A 14,801-nucleotide genomic window follows, 5' to 3' on the forward strand; every position below is an offset into this window, starting at 1 on the left:
CCATGATCTACCTCGCCGCAGCCGTCATCAATTCACGATAAATCCCCACAACCCCTAGTCGTTCAGCAGCGCCCCGATCGGCTGGAGCGTATCGGGAAACACGTCGAACCCGGTCGCCGCGACGAACGCCCGTTCGCGCCCGATCTGGCCGGCGGCGTTGGCGAGCAGCCACGATTCCAGCCGCGCCGTGTCCTGGCCATCGAGCCGGGCATAAGCGGCGGCGATCTCGTCAGCGACGGCGGCGCGCACCGCGTTGTTGGCATCGCGCACGCGGGCGAGCGAAACCGGCGGCCCTGCAACAACCGCCTCACCGGCGGCTGCGGCTTCCCGGCTGCTGTCGGACAGCGTCCCCACGTGGTCGGCCAATCCGGCAACCGTGGCGATCAGATCGCGCAGATCGGCAATCTCGAAGGCATAGGCATGATCGATCTGGTCGTTCAGCAGAGCCAGCGAGCCCAGCGTGATGTGCAACTGCTCGATCGCGGCCTTGTTGGCCGGATCGACCGCAGGCAGGACCGTTTCCGATAGTGCCTTGATCATCGAGCGGATGCGCAGATCGATTCCCGGCTGCATTTTCTCTCCTCAGGTACGGCTTATCGTGCCGTTACCGATTGACGTGTTACCAGTGGCAAACTAACAAATCAAGTGCACGGTTTGTTTTAATCGTGCCAATGAAATTGAACTGGGAGTAAGGAACGGATGGCCGATGTCCGGCAGTTGCGCAGTCACCCGACTGATGAATGGATCGCGCAAATGCGCGCGCGATACCCGACCGAACCCTCGATCGACGAGGCGCTGACGCGGCGGCTGCGCAAGCGCGGGCAGACCGTTTCCTATTCCTCGCCCACGCTCGATCACGTCGGCGAACGCCTGGCGAAGTTCCTGGGATCGCAGGCCGAAGGCCCGGTGGCGATCCGCAACCTCCAGCGGTTGACCGGCGGGGCGTCGAAGGAACAGTTCGTGTTCGATCTGGACTGGGTTCGCGATGGCGAGCAGCGGGTGGGCGACCGGATGGTCCTGCGCTGCGAACCGGCGGCCTCGATCGTCGAGACCAGCCGTCGGCGCGAATTCGAACTGATGCGCTTCGGTGGCAGTCTGATGCCGGTCCCCCCGGTCTATTGGCTGGACGAAGACGGCAGCATGATGGGCATGCCCTCGCTGGTATCGGGCTTCGTCACCGGCACGCAGAAGCCGGCGCAGGTTTCATCCAACGTCTCCGGCATGGGCATCCATTTCCCCGCCGACTACCGTGCCGCTCTTGCGCCGCAATACGTGCGCTACATGGTGGCGCTGCACCAGGCCGAGATTCCGGCAGACGGGCTTCCCAGCTTTGTGCGTCCCGCCGCCGGAACGACCGAGGCGTCCGAACTGCTGGTCAACTGGTGGGCGCGGATCTGGGCGGAGGATCTTTACGAGGAAGCGCCGATCGCGACGATCACCGAACACTGGCTGCGCCGCAATGCCCCCGTGCTGGATCGCGCCTCGGTGGTGCACGGGGATTTCCGCACCGGCAATTTCCTGTTCGATGAAGCCAGCCGCTCGATCACGGCGGTGCTGGACTGGGAACTGGGCTATATCGGCGATCGCCACGGCGATCTCGGCTGGGTCATCACCGATCTCTACATCACCCGCGAAGCCGGCGTTCCTTATCACTGCGGGCTGTTCGCCGGGACCGACGATCTGGTCGAGCAGTACGAAGCTGCCGGCGGATTGCCGATCGATCGCAAAAAACTGGCCTGGCACAAGATTTTCTGCACCTGGAAGCAACTGGTGCTGTCGCTCGGCTGCGCGCTGCGCGCCGGGGACGGACGCACGCACCAGGACGTGCTGCTGACCTGGCTTTCGGGCGGGGGCTATGTCCTGTCGGAATCGCTGCGCCGCTTGCTGGAGGAACACGGCTGAGGGGTGCGACTTGGCATCGGGGCGGCCGATTGCGCGACCGCCCCTGTGCCATTCTCTCCCGCTTCAGGCCCCGTTTTTCGGGTGCGGGGTGCCTGCCAATTTGCCATCGACAGGGACGGTAGGCGGGTGCCGGTTATCCCGGTTGATCCAGCACCTGTTCGAACCAAAGGCCAATCCCGCGGTCCAGTGCCGACGGCGCTTTACGGCAACGTGAATTCACAGGTCAAAATAACATTTCGTAATTTCAGTTATTTAACTGAGATTACCCATAGCGGTTGACGGCTGCTCGGGGAATCCCCGCTCTGCAGCGGGGTTGCTTACAATACCCCGCCGGCCAAAGCATCGATCGCGCCTTGCAGGATAACGGCGGCGGCCGCCGAATCGATCCGCTCCGCGCGTTTGCCACGGCTCATGTCCTGACCAATCAGGTCGCGTTCGGCCATGGCGGTGGACCAGCGTTCGTCCCACAGCAGGATGGGCAACCCCAACACCGCCAGGTTGCGGGCGTAGGCGCGGCTCGATTGCGCGCGCGGGCCGGAAGAACCGTCCATGTTGAGCGGCAGGCCGATGACGATACCCTTGATCGCTCGCTCGCGGATCAGCGCCTCCAGCGCCGCCTTGTCGGCACCGAACTTGCCGCGCTTGAGCGTCTTGGCGGCCGTGGCGAAACGCCAGCCGGCATCGCAGAAGGCCGTGCCGATGGTCTGCGTTCCCAGATCGAGCCCGATCAGCCCGCCGCCCTCGGGCAGCGCGTCGCGGTATTCCAGAGCGCTGGTGGTAATCAGGACTGCTGCTTGTGCCATGCTTGCAAGCGCCTCTGGAAATCGCTGCGCAGATTGGCCCAGAACAGCGTCATGTCATAGAGATGATAATTGTTACCCGGCAGCACATAGGGCCCCATGTCGAGCTTGGGGGCTTCGCCGATGTGCAGGAAATGGTCCGGGCCGCATGCGGCGGGAACCACTTGCGGTTCAAGTCTGCCGGTGCCCGCCCGGAAATCCGGCACCAGCGTCCCGGTATTTGCCTGCGCCCCGCTCTGGCCGTCGTTCGTCCCGGTCAGCGGGTTGGTGCAGACGAAGGCGCTGCCGGCCACCGCTTGCCCGTCCAGCCCGCGCCGGCGGCCATAGGCGCTCAGCAGCATGGCGGTGTCGGCGGGATCGGCGACGGTCAGCCAGCTTAACACGCAGCCGCTCTGGTCCGCCGTACTGCAGGCGGGCAGGCCCATGCGCGGCAGGTCGTGATCGATCGAGACCGGCCAGCCGATGACATAAGCCGCAGCCACTCGCTGCGCGACCGGCGTTCCCGCAATCCGGGCCGCGATCAGGCGGCGCAGCAGGAACGCGCCCTGGCTGTGCCCGGCCAGGACGATCGGGCCTTTGGGGTTGGCCTTCAGGAAATTGTCGAAGGCGGCGATCACATCCAGCGTCGCCACATCCAGCGCGGCGTCGGCCTGCGGCTTGGCCGAGAGGAACGCGCCGATCGTCGCCTGGCGATAGCGCGGGGCCCAGATCCGCCCGGCGACGTTGAACGGGCTCGCCATCGCCTTGACCATCAACGCGGCCTGATCGCGCGACGGCTTGTCGTCCAGCGGCGCATTCCATGCGGTCTTCAGGGCGAAGCTGGTGGGGTGGACGAAGAAGACGGCGGTGTCCGGCGGCGCGGAGGCGGCGGGCTGCAGGCCTTCGGGGCGGTAGAGCGCGGGGTTTCCGGCGATATCCGGCCGGGCGACCCACATCGCCGCATCATCCCAGGCGGCGGGGGGCAGCGGCCGCAGCGGGGTGAAGTCGGCGTCGGGAACGAAGGCGCGCTCGGTCAGGTCCTCGGACCAGAAGGTCAGCGCCACCCGGCCGATGACGAGCACCACCAGAAGCACCGCGATGGCGTACAGGAACTTGCGGACCAAGGGCTCAGGCCTCTGCCGGCGCGTCGGGGGCGTTGCGCGATGCTTCGCGTTCCAGCCAGATCTTGATCATCGCCACCAGCGGATCGGCGAAGACCAGTCCCAGCAACCCGAACAGCACGCCCATGATAAGCTGGGCGGCCAGCACCAGCGCGGGCGGCAGGTCAACGGTCTTGCGGGCGATCATCGGGACGATCAGGTAGCCGTCGATCAGGTGGATCACAAGATAAACGAAAATCGTATAGATCCCCATGTCGGCGCCGCCGGAAAACCCGACCATGACCATCAGCGCGCCCGAGATCGGGGCGCCGATGTTGGGCAGGAACGCCAGCATTCCGGTGATCAGCGCCAGCAGCGCCGCCATCGGCACGCCGTAGCTTTGCAGCAGCACCCAGGTGAACAGCCCTTCCACGGTCATCCCGATCACCCGGCCCATCAGCAGCCGGCGCAGCGCCGCCGCCATGATCCGCGTCGTCACCTCGTAGTGATCGCGCCGGTCGCGCGGCAGCATCCAGCCGAAGCCGCGCTGATAGAGCCGGGGCTCCAGCGCGAAGTAGATGCCAAGCACCAGGATCAGGAAGATCGTCGTCAGCGCGCCGAACAGCCCGCCCAATGCCGCCGTTACCTGGCCGATGCCGCCCACGCCGCCCAGGCCTTCATGAAGCAGCGCCCGCCAGTCGCCCAGCCGGATGCGCATGCCGTGCTCCGCCAGCCAGTCCAGCGCGACGCGCCCCTGCTTTTCCAGCGTCGCCGGCAGTTCGCTGGCCTGATCGGCGATCTGGCTGCCGGCAAAGCGGCTCATCCACAGCAGGAACAGCATGGCTGCCAGCAGCACCAGCATAACCCGCCAGCTTCGCCGTACCGGCAGGACCCGGCCGATCATCCGCGCCCCCCCGTCGATCAGCGCGGCAAAGACCACGCCGCCGAACACCACCAGCAGCGATTGGGCCAGGAACACCGCCAGCGCGAACAGAGCCGCAGTGCCGATCCACACGAACGCCTTGCGCGATTCGTGGCGGACCAGCGGATCGACGAAATCGGTGGGCCCGACACGATGTGCCGCAGGCTCTGCGGGCTCCTGCGCCTCGCGCGCTTCGGTATCGAAGGTGCCCGCGCCCATCGCGCCCTAGCGGCCGGCGGGAAGTGCGGCCTTCTCGGCGCGCAGGCTGGTGAAGGCGCGGCCATCGCGCAGCGATCCCCACCACGACAGCGGGTTCCACGATGCCGATCCGTTCAGCGAGAAGGTGGTGAATTCGGCGCGCCCGCCAATATCGTAAAGCGGCACCGGTCCGCCCAGACCGTTGCCCCACAGCGGCTCGCGGCTGTCGGCCGAATGGTCGCGGTTGTCGCCCATCAGGAACACGTAACCGTCGGGAATGGTGATTTCGGGCATGTGATCCAGCGACTGGTCCAGGTGGTCGATAATCAGGTAACTCGCGCCGTTCGGCAGGGTTTCACGATAGACCGGCAACTCGCACACATCCCTGCCCGAAGGCGCGCGGCCCTTGAGGCCGGGGAAGGTCTCCTCCTCGCACGGCTGGTTGGCATCGACCGGCAATTCCAGTGGCGGCTGGGTTTCCTGCGGCACCGGCTTGCCGTTCAGCACGATCTGACCGTTGACCACCGCGATGCGATCGCCGGGCCGGGCGACCACGCGCTTGATCAGGTCTTCCTTGCGGTTGCGCGGCACGACGATGACGATATCGCCGTATTCCGGCGTCCGCCCGAACAGTCGCCAGGTCCCGCGCGGCAGCAGGTGAAAGCTGACCGAAGACCAGTTGAAGCCATAAGGATATTTGGAAACGACCAGCCGGTCTCCCACCAGCAGCCCCGGCATCATCGAGATGGATGGGATGTAGAACGGCTTGGCGACGAACGAGTGGAAGCACAGCACCGCCACCAGCATCAGCGCCAGCGCGCGGATCTCGCCCGCCCAGTCCACCTTTGCAGGGGCAGGTGCTTCATCCGGTTCGGAAGTGGGCAGCGGTTCGGTCATGCCGGGGCTTTGCGGTTCGTTCATGGGGCGGGGGACTGCTTATGCAAAGGAAAGGAACCCGCGTCACGCCGGCAGCGGACGGGCCTCGATGACGACGAAGGCCTGGGCCCATGGATGATCGTCCGTGAGCGTGAGATGAATCACCGCCTCATGGCCTGCCGGCACCAGCATGTCGAGCCGCGCGCGCGCGCCACCCGTCAGCAGCAGCGTCGGCGCGCCGGAAGGGGCGTTGACGACGCCGATGTCCTTCATGAACACCCCGGCCTTGAACCCGGTGCCCACCGCTTTCGAGTAGGCTTCCTTGGCGGCAAACCGCTTGGCCAGCGTCCCCGCCACCGTATGCGGCCGCCGCGCCGCCTTGGCCCGTTCGGTTTCCGTGAACACGCGGTTGAGGAAGCGATCGCCGAACCGGTCGATCGAATTGCGGATGCGCTCGATGTTGCACAGGTCAGAGCCGAGGCCGATTATCATCGCGTGTTTCCCGGGCCGTGTGGTCTGTATATCAAACCGCCTCGCCGATCAGGCCGGGCCCTATAATCCCCAACCCCGTCATGCTGAACTTGTTTCACCATCCATCCATCGGTTTGCCCCGAGGGCCGAATGGCGCAATTTCCCCGCGGTTTCGCCTGCACGGGATATCCGCGCCAGCAGCACGATGGACCCTGAAACGAGTTCAGGATGACGGGAAGAGAGGTGAAGACTGCAGGGGCAGCGCAGTTCACCGCGCTTCGTCCATCAGTTGCCGCATTCGTCTTACCGCACTGTCCAGACCGACGAAAATCGCCTCTCCGATCAGGTAATGGCCGATGTTGAGTTCGGCCAGTTGCGGGATGGCGGCGATGGGCTGGACGTTGTCGTAAGTCAGGCCGTGGCCGGCATGCGGCTCGATGCCGTTCTTGGCAGCCAGCGCGGCGATATCGGCAATCCGCCGCAGTTCGACGGCAACCCGGTCGCCGGCGGCGTGGGCGTATTCGCCGGTGTGCAGTTCGACCACCGGCGCGCCGAGCTTCATCGCCGCTTCGATCTGGCGCGCTTCGGGGGCGATGAACAGGCTGACGCGGACCCCGGCATCGGCCAGCCGGGCGACGATCGGGGCAAGCCGGTTGTGCTGGCCGGCGGCGTCGAGCCCGCCCTCGGTCGTGCGCTCCTCGCGCCGCTCGGGGACGATGCAGGCGGCGTGCGGGCGATGGCGCAGCGCGATCTCCAGCATCTCGTCGGTCGCGGCCATTTCCAGGTTGATCGGCAACCCGGTCGCCTGCGCCACGCGGACAAGATCGTCGTCGCGGATATGACGCCGGTCCTCGCGCAAGTGGACAGTGATCCCGTCACCGCCCGCCGCCGCCACGACCTCGGCCGCGCGGGCCGGGTCCGGATGCGCGCCGCCGCGCGCGTTGCGGATGGTGGCGACGTGATCGATGTTGACGCCGAGGCGCAGGCGGGCAGGGGCGAGGGCGTTAGTCACGATCGGCGGTTCCCGGTCAGGGCTGGGCGCGGCTGCCCGGCTTTACGGCCGGGGTCGCGGCAAGGTGCTGCGGCAGTTCGTCCGGGGCATAAGTCGGGAAATTGAGCGCGACCAGCGGGAAATAGGGCACGCCAAGGTCCACCGTCCCGGCCGAGCGATCGACCAGCGATGCGGCGGCGATCACTTTGCCGCCCGCCGCTTCGATGGCGCGAATCGCCTCGCGGCTGGAAAGGCCGGTGGTGACCACGTCCTCGACCATCAGCACTTCGTCGCCCGGCTCCAGCGCAAAGCCGCGGCGCAGTTCGAAAGTGCCGTCCGGACGCTCGACGAACATGGCGTCCACATCGAGCGCGCGGCCCATTTCCTGGCCGATGATGACCCCGCCCATCGCCGGCGAGACCACCTTGGCGATGCGCTTGCGGATGTCGTGGGGCAGCTTTGCCGCCAGCGCCACGGCGAGGCGCGCGGCGCGGGCCGGGTTCATCAGCACGCGCGCGCACTGCAGATAATGCGCGCTGTGGCGGCCGGACGAGAGCAGGAAATGCCCTTCGAGCAGGGCCTTGCTGGCGCGGAACTCGGCGAGGACTTCTTCTTCCTGCATTGCGGTGCTTCCCTCAACTGCTGTGCATTGATCCGACGCAAGATTGCCGCCTGCGACGCAAAATTTCCCCTAGAGGCGCTTGAGACACGCGGCAAGCGCGCGTATAGGCCCCGTCAATGGGGGGCTTTCGCCTCCGCAAACGGGGTACGCGCGTGCCGGTTCCGGGCCCGCGCGAAACAGGAAACGGAAGCGCAACAACGATGAAATCCGGCAGATTCGCTAGCTGCGTGGGCCATGTCGCCAAGGCACTGGGTCTTTCGCTTGCAATAGCCGCCGCGTCGGCCGCCGCCTGGGCTCAGGAAGCTGCGCCGGCCGCCGCTCCCGCCGCCGCAGCCGGCAGCTACACGCCGATGAAGCCGACGCCGGGGATCGGCATGCCGGTCGATGGCGGTCTCGGCATCCAGACCCAGTTCTCCAAGATCGGCGAATATGGTCTGTGGATGCACGATGTCATCCTGATGCCGGTGATGGTCATCATCAGCGTTTTCGTCCTGGCCCTGCTGCTGTGGGTGATCGTGCGCTACAACAAGCGCGCCAATCCGGTCGCTTCCAAGACCAGCCACAACACCCTGATCGAGGTTGTGTGGACCCTGCTGCCGGTGTTGATCCTGGTCGGCATCGCGATCCCCTCGATCGATCTCATCGCCAAGCAGTACAAGCCGGCCCCCAAGGGTGCGCTGACCATCAAGGCCACCGGCAACCAGTGGTTCTGGACTTACAGCTACCCGGACAACGGCGATTTCGAAGTCGTCTCGAACATGCTGAACCTGCCCGGCCAGCCGGTCGTCAATAACGGCGTGCGTGACGTCGGCTCCAAGCCGTGGGACGGCCCGAGCCATCTCGAAGTGGACAACCGCATGGTCGTTCCCGTCGGTGAGCCGATCCGCCTGCTGGTGACGGCGGCCGACGTGATCCACTCGTTCGCGGTGCCGTCGCTGTGGATGAAGCTGGACGGCGTGCCGGGCCGCATCAACGAGAAGGTGCTGCTCGTCGAAAAGCCGGGCGTCTATTACGGGCAGTGCTCGGAACTGTGCGGTGCCAAGCACGGCTACATGCCGATCGCGCTTGAGGCGCTCCCGCGCGACAAGTTCAATGCCTGGGTGCTGACCCACCCCGGCGGTGCCATCGACGGTCAGAAGCCGGCAGCCCAGGCTGCCGCCGCTCCGGCCGCCGAGGCTGCACCGGTCGGCGAAGCCACTGGCGAAGGCCAGGGCGACGCCACCGCCGCCGCCGCCGAATAAGCCCGTATCACGAGGACAGGTCGAATAATCATGGCAACCACCGCAGACCATTTCCAGGGCCACGTGGACGATCACGGGCACGCGGATCATGACCACAAGCCGGCGTTCTTCGCCCGCTGGTTCATGTCCACCAACCACAAGGACATCGGCACGATGTACCTGATCTTCGCGATTTTCGCGGGGATCATCGGCGGCGCTTTCTCGGGCATGATGCGCATCGAGCTGGCCGAGCCGGGCATCCAGTATCTCGATACGTTCGCCAAGTGGTTCGGTGCCGTCAATCCGGACTTCAACTCGTCTCTCCACGTGTGGAACGTGCTGATCACGGCGCACGGCCTGATCATGGTGTTCTTCATGGTCATGCCCGCCATCATCGGCGGCTTCGGCAACTGGTTCGTCCCGCTCATGATCGGCGCGCCCGACATGGCGTTCCCGCGCATGAACAACATCTCGTTCTGGCTGACCGTCGCCGGGTTCTGCTCGCTGCTGTGCTCGGCCTTCGTGCCTGGCGGCACCGGCCTTGGTGCCGGCACCGGCTGGACCGTCTACGCCCCGCTTTCGACCACCGGTTCGCCCGGCCCGGCGGTGGACTTCGGCATCTTCGCGCTGCACCTTTCGGGTGCCGGCTCGATCATGGGCGCGATCAACTTCATCACCACCATCTTCAACATGCGCGCGCCCGGCATGACCATGCACAAGATGCCGCTGTTCGTGTGGTCGGTGCTGGTCACCGCGTTCCTGCTGCTGCTGTCGCTGCCGGTCCTCGCCGCCGCGATCACCATGCTGCTGACCGATCGCAACTTCGGCACCACCTTCTTCGATCCTTCGGGCGGTGGCGATCCGGTGCTGTACCAGCACCTGTTCTGGTTCTTCGGCCACCCCGAAGTCTACATCATGATCCTGCCGGGCTTCGGCATCGTCTCGCAGATCATCTCGACCTTCTCGAAGAAGCCGGTGTTCGGATACCTCGGCATGGCCTACGCCATGGTCGCCATCGGCGTCGTCGGCTTCATCGTGTGGGCCCACCACATGTACGCCACGGGCATGTCGGTGAACACCAAGATGTACTTCACCGCCGCCACCATGGTCATCGCGGTGCCCACCGGCGTGAAGATCTTCTCTTGGATCGCCACGATGTGGGGCGGCTCGATCGAGTTCAAGAGCCCGATGGTCTGGGCGATCGGCTTCATCTTCCTGTTCACCGTGGGTGGCGTCACCGGCGTCTATCTCGCCAACGGCGGCATCGATGACGTGGTGCACGATACCTACTTCGTCGTTGCTCACTTCCACTACGTGCTGTCGCTGGGTGCGGTCACCGCGCTGTTCGCCGGGTTCTATTACTGGTTCCCCAAGATGAGCGGCCGCATGCACTCGGAACTGCTCGCCCATATCCACTTCTGGATCTTCTTCGTGGGCGTGAACATGATCTTCTTCCCGATGCACTTCCTGGGCCTTCAGGGCATGCCGCGCCGCTACCCGGACTATGCCGAGGCCTATGCGCACTGGAACAAGGTCGCGACCGACGGCTACATGGTCATGGCGTTCAGCCTGGTGATCTGGTTCATCAACATCATCTACGCCTACACCGCCGGCAAGAAGGCCGAAGCCAACTACTGGGGCGAAGGCGCGACCACGCTGGAGTGGACGCTGTCCAGCCCGCCGCCGTTCCACCAGTTCGAGACCCTGCCCGTCATCGAAGACGCAGGTCACCACTGATGGCAGTGCCCGCCCCCAATGGGGTCGGGCACCCAAAGCTCCCCTCCCGCTCGCGGGAGGGGCCGGGGGAGGGCTTGTCGGCCCTCCCTAGTTGTTTGAAGCCTCCGTCTGTGTGAAGAATGGCTGACGATCGCGATATGGAACAGGCCCTTACCCAGCCCCTGCCGGCCGACTGGCGCGACCTTCTGGCGCTGACCAAGCCGCGGGTGATGAGCCTCGTCATCTTCACCGGCCTGTGCGGCCTGCTCGCCGCGCCGGGCCAGATAAACCCGGTGCTGGGCTTTACCGCGATCCTGTGCATCGCCATGGGCGCGGGCGGTGCCGCTGCGCTCAACCAGTGGTGGGAAGCCGATATCGACGCCGGCATGAAGCGCACCGCCGGCCGGCCGCTGCCGCAGGGCCGGCTCGATCGCACCACCGCGCGCGATTTCGCCGGGGTGCTGTGCGCCGCTTCGGTATTCCTGATGGGGCTGGCGATCGGCTGGCTGGCCGCCGGGATCCTGGCGATCTCGATCGTCTATTATGCCGTTGTCTATACCATCTGGCTCAAGCCGCGCACCCCGCAGAACATCGTCATCGGCGGCGGTGCGGGCGCGTTTCCGCCGCTGATCGGCTGGGTCGCGGTGACCGGCGATATCACCCTGATGCCCGTGCTGCTGTTCACCATCATCTTCATCTGGACGCCGCCGCACTTCTGGGCGCTGTCGCTGTTCGTGAAGAGCGACTATGCCAAGGTCGGCATCCCGATGCTGCCGGTCGTCGCAGGTGAACGGGTGACGCGGCACCAGATCCTGATCTACAGCCTGGTGCTGCTGCCGATCTCGGTCCTGCCGTGGTGGATCGGCGGGGCGGGCGCGATCTACGGCGTCAGCGCCACCGTGCTCTCATTGCTGTTCCTGGCGCTCGCCCTGCGCGTGGGCCTGCGCCAACGGCAGACCGACGACGATGCGATGAAGCCTGAAAAGCAGCTTTTCGCCTATTCGGTACTCTACCTCTTCGCGCTGTTCGCGGCGCTGGTGGCCGACCACTACCTGATGCTTCAGGTCGCCTAAGGACACAACCATGAACCAGCCGCCCCGCACGCCCGAGCAGATCCGCCGCAGCCGCAACCGCGTGCTGGGACTGGCACTGGCCGGGTTCGTGATCCTCGTATTCTTTGTCTCGATCGCCAGGATCAAGGCCGGGATCGGCTGATGCCGGTGGCGGACGCTCCTGCGCGCGCGCCCGCGCCCAAGGCGAACCGCAAGGTTGCCCTGCTGGCGCTGGGCGGCGCGCTGGCGATGCTGGGCATGGGCTTTGCAGCGGTGCCGCTCTATCGCATCTTCTGCCAGGCGACAGGTTTTGGCGGTACGACTGCCCGGGCCACCGAGCAACAGGCCGCCACCGTGCGCGACAGCGGTCGCACCATCGCCATGCGCTTCGATGCCAATGTCGAACGCGGCATGCCGTGGCAGTTCAAGCCGCTTCAGAACACCGATACGGTATCGATCGGCGTGCGGGACATGGCGCTGTTCTGGGCCCGCAACACGTCGAGCCACAGCATTACCGGTACCGCCAGTTTCAACGTCGAGCCGGAGCAGGCGGGGCGGTTCTTCAACAAGATCCAGTGCTTCTGCTTCACCGAGCAGACGCTCAAGCCGGGCGAGGAAGTGCGCATGCCGGTGATCTACTATGTCGATCCGGCGATCCTTCAGGACCCGGACAACAAGGACGTTCAGGAGATCACCCTGAGCTACACATTCCATGTCACCGCGATCGACGGAAAGACACTGGACCGGAGCAAGGCGGGCGGTTAAGGGCCGCTGTTGAGAACGCGCGCGGTGCCGCCCTGATCGGCATGGCGTTGCGGATTTTGAGAATGGGGAAGCAGGGAACCATGGCTGGGACCAAGAACCACGATTACCACATCTTGCCGCCCGACATCGTCCCGCTGGCGACGACGATCGGCGCATTCGTGTTCACCAGCGGCATGGTCCTGCACATGCACGACATGGCCGGCGGTGCCTTCGTGCCGTGGCTGGGCATGGCGATCCTGCTCGCCAGCATGTTCGCCTGGTTCTCCAAGATCGTGAAGGAAGCGCATGCCGGCGATCACACCCCGGTGGTGCAGCTTCACCAGCGCTACGGCATGATCACGTTCATCGCTTCGGAAGTGATGTTCTTCGTCGGCTGGTTCTGGGCGTTCTTCGATTTCTCGCTGTTCCCCTCGACGCTTTCGGAAGCCGTCGGCGGTCAGTGGCCGCCCAAGGCGATCGAAGCGGTGATGGACCCGTTCGCGCTGCCGCTGCTCAACACCCTGATCCTGCTGTGCTCGGGCACCACCGTCACCTGGGCGCACCATTCGCTGATCCACGGTGATCGCGAAGGCCTGAAGAAGGGGCTGTGGGCAACCATCCTGCTCGGCCTGCTGTTCTCGTGCATCCAGGCTTACGAATATATCCATGCGCCGTTCGGCTTCGGCCAGAACACCTATGGTTCGGCCTTCTACATGGCCACCGGGTTCCACGGCTTCCACGTCATCGTCGGCACGATCATGCTGATCGTCTGCCTCAAGCGCACTTACAACGGCGATTTCACGCCCCGCCAGCACTTCGGCTTCGAAGCCGCCGCCTGGTACTGGCACTTCGTCGACGTGGTGTGGCTGTTCCTGTTCGCCGCGATCTACATCTGGGGCAACTGGGGCGGCGTCATCGAGTGACGCAGCCCGGCAACAGCCAGGAACCGCAATCGAAGGGGCAGCCGGACACCGCGTCGGCTGCCCTTCTCGGTTTGTGTCCCGATTGCGGTTCGAAGACGCTGTTCGACGGGATCGCGAAGTTCGCCGCCCGCTGCAGGGTCTGCGGCCTCGACTTTTCCACCTACAACGTCGGCGATGGCCCGGCCGCGTTCCTGACGTTCTTTGTCGGCGCGGTGATCGCGGGCGGCGCGATCTGGGTGCAACTGGCGTTCGAACCGCCGTTCTGGGTCCACATCCTGCTGTGGCTGCCGCTCTCGACTTTGCTCACCGTGGGCGGCCTGCGCGTTGCCAAGGCATGGCTCCTGATCGCCGAGCACCGGCGCAAGGCCGGCGAAGGCCGCCTGAAGGATTAGCTTTGGATTTCCGGACCCATTCCGTTCGCGTCGAGCGCAGTCGAGACACGCCAGCGCCGCGCGAACGTGTCTCGACTTCGCTCGACACGAACGGGGGTGGGCGATTTGAACGAGCGCTTGCGCTGATATGAAGCGCGCGATCCCGATCCTGCCTACGCTGGTTGTGCTGGCAGCCGCCGCCGTGATGGTGCGCATGGGGTTCTGGCAACTGGACCGGCTGCACCAGAAGGAAGCATTGCTGGCGCGGTATGAGGCCGCGCAACAGAGCGATATCATCGTGAACTGGCCGGGCAGCGACCCTAAATGGGAAGACAGACTTTACAGGCGCACGTCGGTGCTCTGCAGCAAGGTTGTCAGCCATTCCAGCATGGCGGGCGAGAATACCAAGGGCGAAGCCGGCCCCGCCGCGACCGCCCTTTGCGATCTTGGACACGGGTCGCAAGCGCTCGTGGTGCTGGGCTGGTCTCCCGACCCCAATGCCGGAAAGGGCTGGACGGGCGGCACGGTGACCGGATGGATCGCGCCGGGCCCGCGCCTGGTGGCCGATCCGCCGCTCGCCGGGCTTGAGGCCAATGCCCGCCCCGATCCGGCGGATATTCCCAACAACCACCTGTCCTATGCGATCCAGTGGCTCCTCTTCGCGCTGACTGCGCTGGTGATCTATGCCATCGCCCTGCGCAAGCGCCGGAAAGACCGCCCTTAGCCCTCTCCCCGGATCGCGGAGAGGATACGCAGGCTTGCGAGCCTGCTCGCTAGCCGCAGTTGGAGAGGGGCTCTGCGGTCTCGGCGTGGCGCGCGCCTCTCCAAGCTTCGCTAGCTCCTCGCGGAGCAAGCTGCGCTATCCTCTCCGCGATCCGGGGAGAGGGCCGAACATCCAGGCATTGCCAGTTTTT

The 14,801-nt window shown here is 65.5% G+C and carries 17 protein-coding genes; 9 read left to right on the forward strand and 8 right to left on the reverse strand.

Going from position 1 to position 14,801, the window contains the following annotated elements:
• Positions 1–54: 54 nt before the first annotated feature.
• Positions 55–573: a hypothetical protein gene (locus IE122_RS14385; protein WP_189621943.1), complete on the reverse strand. Its 519-nt coding sequence runs from the start codon at positions 571–573 to the stop codon at positions 55–57.
• 180 nt (positions 574–753) lie between these two features.
• Between IE122_RS14385 and IE122_RS14390 the strand changes: the two genes are divergently transcribed.
• Positions 754–1,902: a phosphotransferase family protein gene (locus tag IE122_RS14390; protein WP_189621945.1), complete on the forward strand. Its 1,149-nt coding sequence runs from the start codon at positions 754–756 to the stop codon at positions 1,900–1,902.
• A gap of 317 nt (positions 1,903–2,219) precedes the next feature.
• On the opposite strand, the gene ruvX is transcribed toward IE122_RS14390, so the two are convergent.
• From ruvX to pyrE, 7 genes are all read right to left on the reverse strand, one after another.
• On the reverse strand, positions 2,220–2,705 hold the full coding sequence (gene ruvX / locus IE122_RS14395) for a Holliday junction resolvase RuvX (protein ID WP_189621947.1): 486 nt from the start codon (positions 2,703–2,705) through the stop codon (positions 2,220–2,222).
• The gene (locus IE122_RS14400; protein WP_189621949.1) at positions 2,684–3,805 is read right to left on the reverse strand and encodes a DUF3089 domain-containing protein; all 1,122 of its coding nucleotides are present in this window, start codon (positions 3,803–3,805) and stop codon (positions 2,684–2,686) included. Before IE122_RS14400 ends, ruvX begins: the two co-directional genes overlap by 22 nt.
• 4 nt (positions 3,806–3,809) lie before the next feature.
• The gene (locus IE122_RS14405; RefSeq protein WP_189621951.1) at positions 3,810–4,922 is read right to left on the reverse strand and encodes an AI-2E family transporter; all 1,113 of its coding nucleotides are present in this window, start codon (positions 4,920–4,922) and stop codon (positions 3,810–3,812) included.
• 6 nt (positions 4,923–4,928) lie between these two features.
• Positions 4,929–5,822, reverse strand: coding sequence for a signal peptidase I (gene lepB / locus IE122_RS14410; protein ID WP_373299141.1), 894 nt, complete (start codon positions 5,820–5,822; stop codon positions 4,929–4,931).
• A 39-nt stretch (positions 5,823–5,861) separates the two neighbouring features.
• Positions 5,862–6,269, reverse strand: coding sequence for a holo-ACP synthase (acpS, locus tag IE122_RS14415; RefSeq protein WP_189621952.1), 408 nt, complete (start codon positions 6,267–6,269; stop codon positions 5,862–5,864).
• Positions 6,270–6,516: 247 nt separating this feature from the next.
• Positions 6,517–7,260, reverse strand: a complete 744-nt coding sequence (locus IE122_RS14420; RefSeq protein ID WP_189621953.1) for a pyridoxine 5'-phosphate synthase — start codon at positions 7,258–7,260, stop codon at positions 6,517–6,519.
• Between the two features lie 16 nt (positions 7,261–7,276).
• Positions 7,277–7,861: an orotate phosphoribosyltransferase gene (gene pyrE / locus IE122_RS14425; protein ID WP_189621954.1), complete on the reverse strand. Its 585-nt coding sequence runs from the start codon at positions 7,859–7,861 to the stop codon at positions 7,277–7,279.
• Positions 7,862–8,061: 200 nt separating this feature from the next.
• Between pyrE and coxB the strand changes: the two genes are divergently transcribed.
• The 8 genes from coxB to IE122_RS14460 all read left to right on the forward strand — a co-directional run bounded on the left by coxB (position 8,062) and on the right by IE122_RS14460 (position 14,611).
• A complete protein-coding gene (gene coxB, locus IE122_RS14430) occupies positions 8,062–9,102 on the forward strand; it encodes a cytochrome c oxidase subunit II (protein ID WP_189621955.1) in 1,041 nt (346 codons plus the stop codon).
• 30 nt (positions 9,103–9,132) lie between these two features.
• On the forward strand, positions 9,133–10,818 hold the full coding sequence (gene ctaD, locus IE122_RS14435) for a cytochrome c oxidase subunit I (RefSeq protein WP_189621956.1): 1,686 nt from the start codon (positions 9,133–9,135) through the stop codon (positions 10,816–10,818).
• 119 nt (positions 10,819–10,937) lie between these two features.
• Positions 10,938–11,870 (forward strand): heme o synthase, encoded by a 933-nt coding sequence (locus tag IE122_RS14440; protein ID WP_229814206.1) that lies wholly within the window; start codon positions 10,938–10,940, stop codon positions 11,868–11,870.
• 10 nt (positions 11,871–11,880) lie between these two features.
• On the forward strand, positions 11,881–12,012 hold the full coding sequence (locus IE122_RS18510; protein WP_268249022.1) for a cytochrome c oxidase system small membrane protein: 132 nt from the start codon (positions 11,881–11,883) through the stop codon (positions 12,010–12,012).
• The gene (locus tag IE122_RS14445) at positions 12,012–12,614 is read left to right on the forward strand and encodes a cytochrome c oxidase assembly protein (RefSeq protein ID WP_189621957.1); all 603 of its coding nucleotides are present in this window, start codon (positions 12,012–12,014) and stop codon (positions 12,612–12,614) included. The genes IE122_RS18510 and IE122_RS14445 overlap by 1 nt, the downstream gene beginning before the upstream one ends.
• An 80-nt stretch (positions 12,615–12,694) precedes the next feature.
• Positions 12,695–13,516: a cytochrome c oxidase subunit 3 gene (locus IE122_RS14450; protein ID WP_189621958.1), complete on the forward strand. Its 822-nt coding sequence runs from the start codon at positions 12,695–12,697 to the stop codon at positions 13,514–13,516.
• Complete coding sequence (locus tag IE122_RS14455) at positions 13,513–13,908, forward strand: DUF983 domain-containing protein (RefSeq protein WP_189621959.1); 396 nt, start codon at positions 13,513–13,515, stop codon at positions 13,906–13,908. Before IE122_RS14450 ends, IE122_RS14455 begins: the two co-directional genes overlap by 4 nt.
• Before the next feature lie 127 nt (positions 13,909–14,035).
• Positions 14,036–14,611: an SURF1 family protein gene (locus tag IE122_RS14460; RefSeq protein WP_189621960.1), complete on the forward strand. Its 576-nt coding sequence runs from the start codon at positions 14,036–14,038 to the stop codon at positions 14,609–14,611.
• Positions 14,612–14,801 lie beyond the last annotated feature (190 nt).

Source organism: Novosphingobium colocasiae, assembly GCF_014652555.1.
In the GTDB taxonomy this organism is placed as follows: domain Bacteria; phylum Pseudomonadota; class Alphaproteobacteria; order Sphingomonadales; family Sphingomonadaceae; genus Novosphingobium; species Novosphingobium colocasiae.

Coding starts and splice junctions, on each gene's coding strand:
- IE122_RS14385 (WP_189621943.1), bottom strand. CDS start 573: ATGCAGCCGGGAATCGATCTGCGCATCCGCTCGATGATCAAGGCACTA.
- acpS (WP_189621952.1), bottom strand. CDS start 6,269: ATGATAATCGGCCTCGGCTCTGACCTGTGCAACATCGAGCGCATCCGC.
- IE122_RS14460 (WP_189621960.1), top strand. CDS start 14,036: ATGAAGCGCGCGATCCCGATCCTGCCTACGCTGGTTGTGCTGGCAGCC.
- IE122_RS14450 (WP_189621958.1), top strand. CDS start 12,695: ATGGCTGGGACCAAGAACCACGATTACCACATCTTGCCGCCCGACATC.
- IE122_RS14405 (WP_189621951.1), bottom strand. CDS start 4,922: ATGGGCGCGGGCACCTTCGATACCGAAGCGCGCGAGGCGCAGGAGCCC.
- ruvX (WP_189621947.1), bottom strand. CDS start 2,705: ATGGCACAAGCAGCAGTCCTGATTACCACCAGCGCTCTGGAATACCGC.
- lepB (WP_373299141.1), bottom strand. CDS start 5,822: ATGAACGAACCGCAAAGCCCCGGCATGACCGAACCGCTGCCCACTTCC.
- pyrE (WP_189621954.1), bottom strand. CDS start 7,861: ATGCAGGAAGAAGAAGTCCTCGCCGAGTTCCGCGCCAGCAAGGCCCTG.
- ctaD (WP_189621956.1), top strand. CDS start 9,133: ATGGCAACCACCGCAGACCATTTCCAGGGCCACGTGGACGATCACGGG.
- IE122_RS18510 (WP_268249022.1), top strand. CDS start 11,881: ATGAACCAGCCGCCCCGCACGCCCGAGCAGATCCGCCGCAGCCGCAAC.
- IE122_RS14390 (WP_189621945.1), top strand. CDS start 754: ATGCGCGCGCGATACCCGACCGAACCCTCGATCGACGAGGCGCTGACG.
- IE122_RS14440 (WP_229814206.1), top strand. CDS start 10,938: ATGGCTGACGATCGCGATATGGAACAGGCCCTTACCCAGCCCCTGCCG.
- coxB (WP_189621955.1), top strand. CDS start 8,062: ATGAAATCCGGCAGATTCGCTAGCTGCGTGGGCCATGTCGCCAAGGCA.
- IE122_RS14445 (WP_189621957.1), top strand. CDS start 12,012: ATGCCGGTGGCGGACGCTCCTGCGCGCGCGCCCGCGCCCAAGGCGAAC.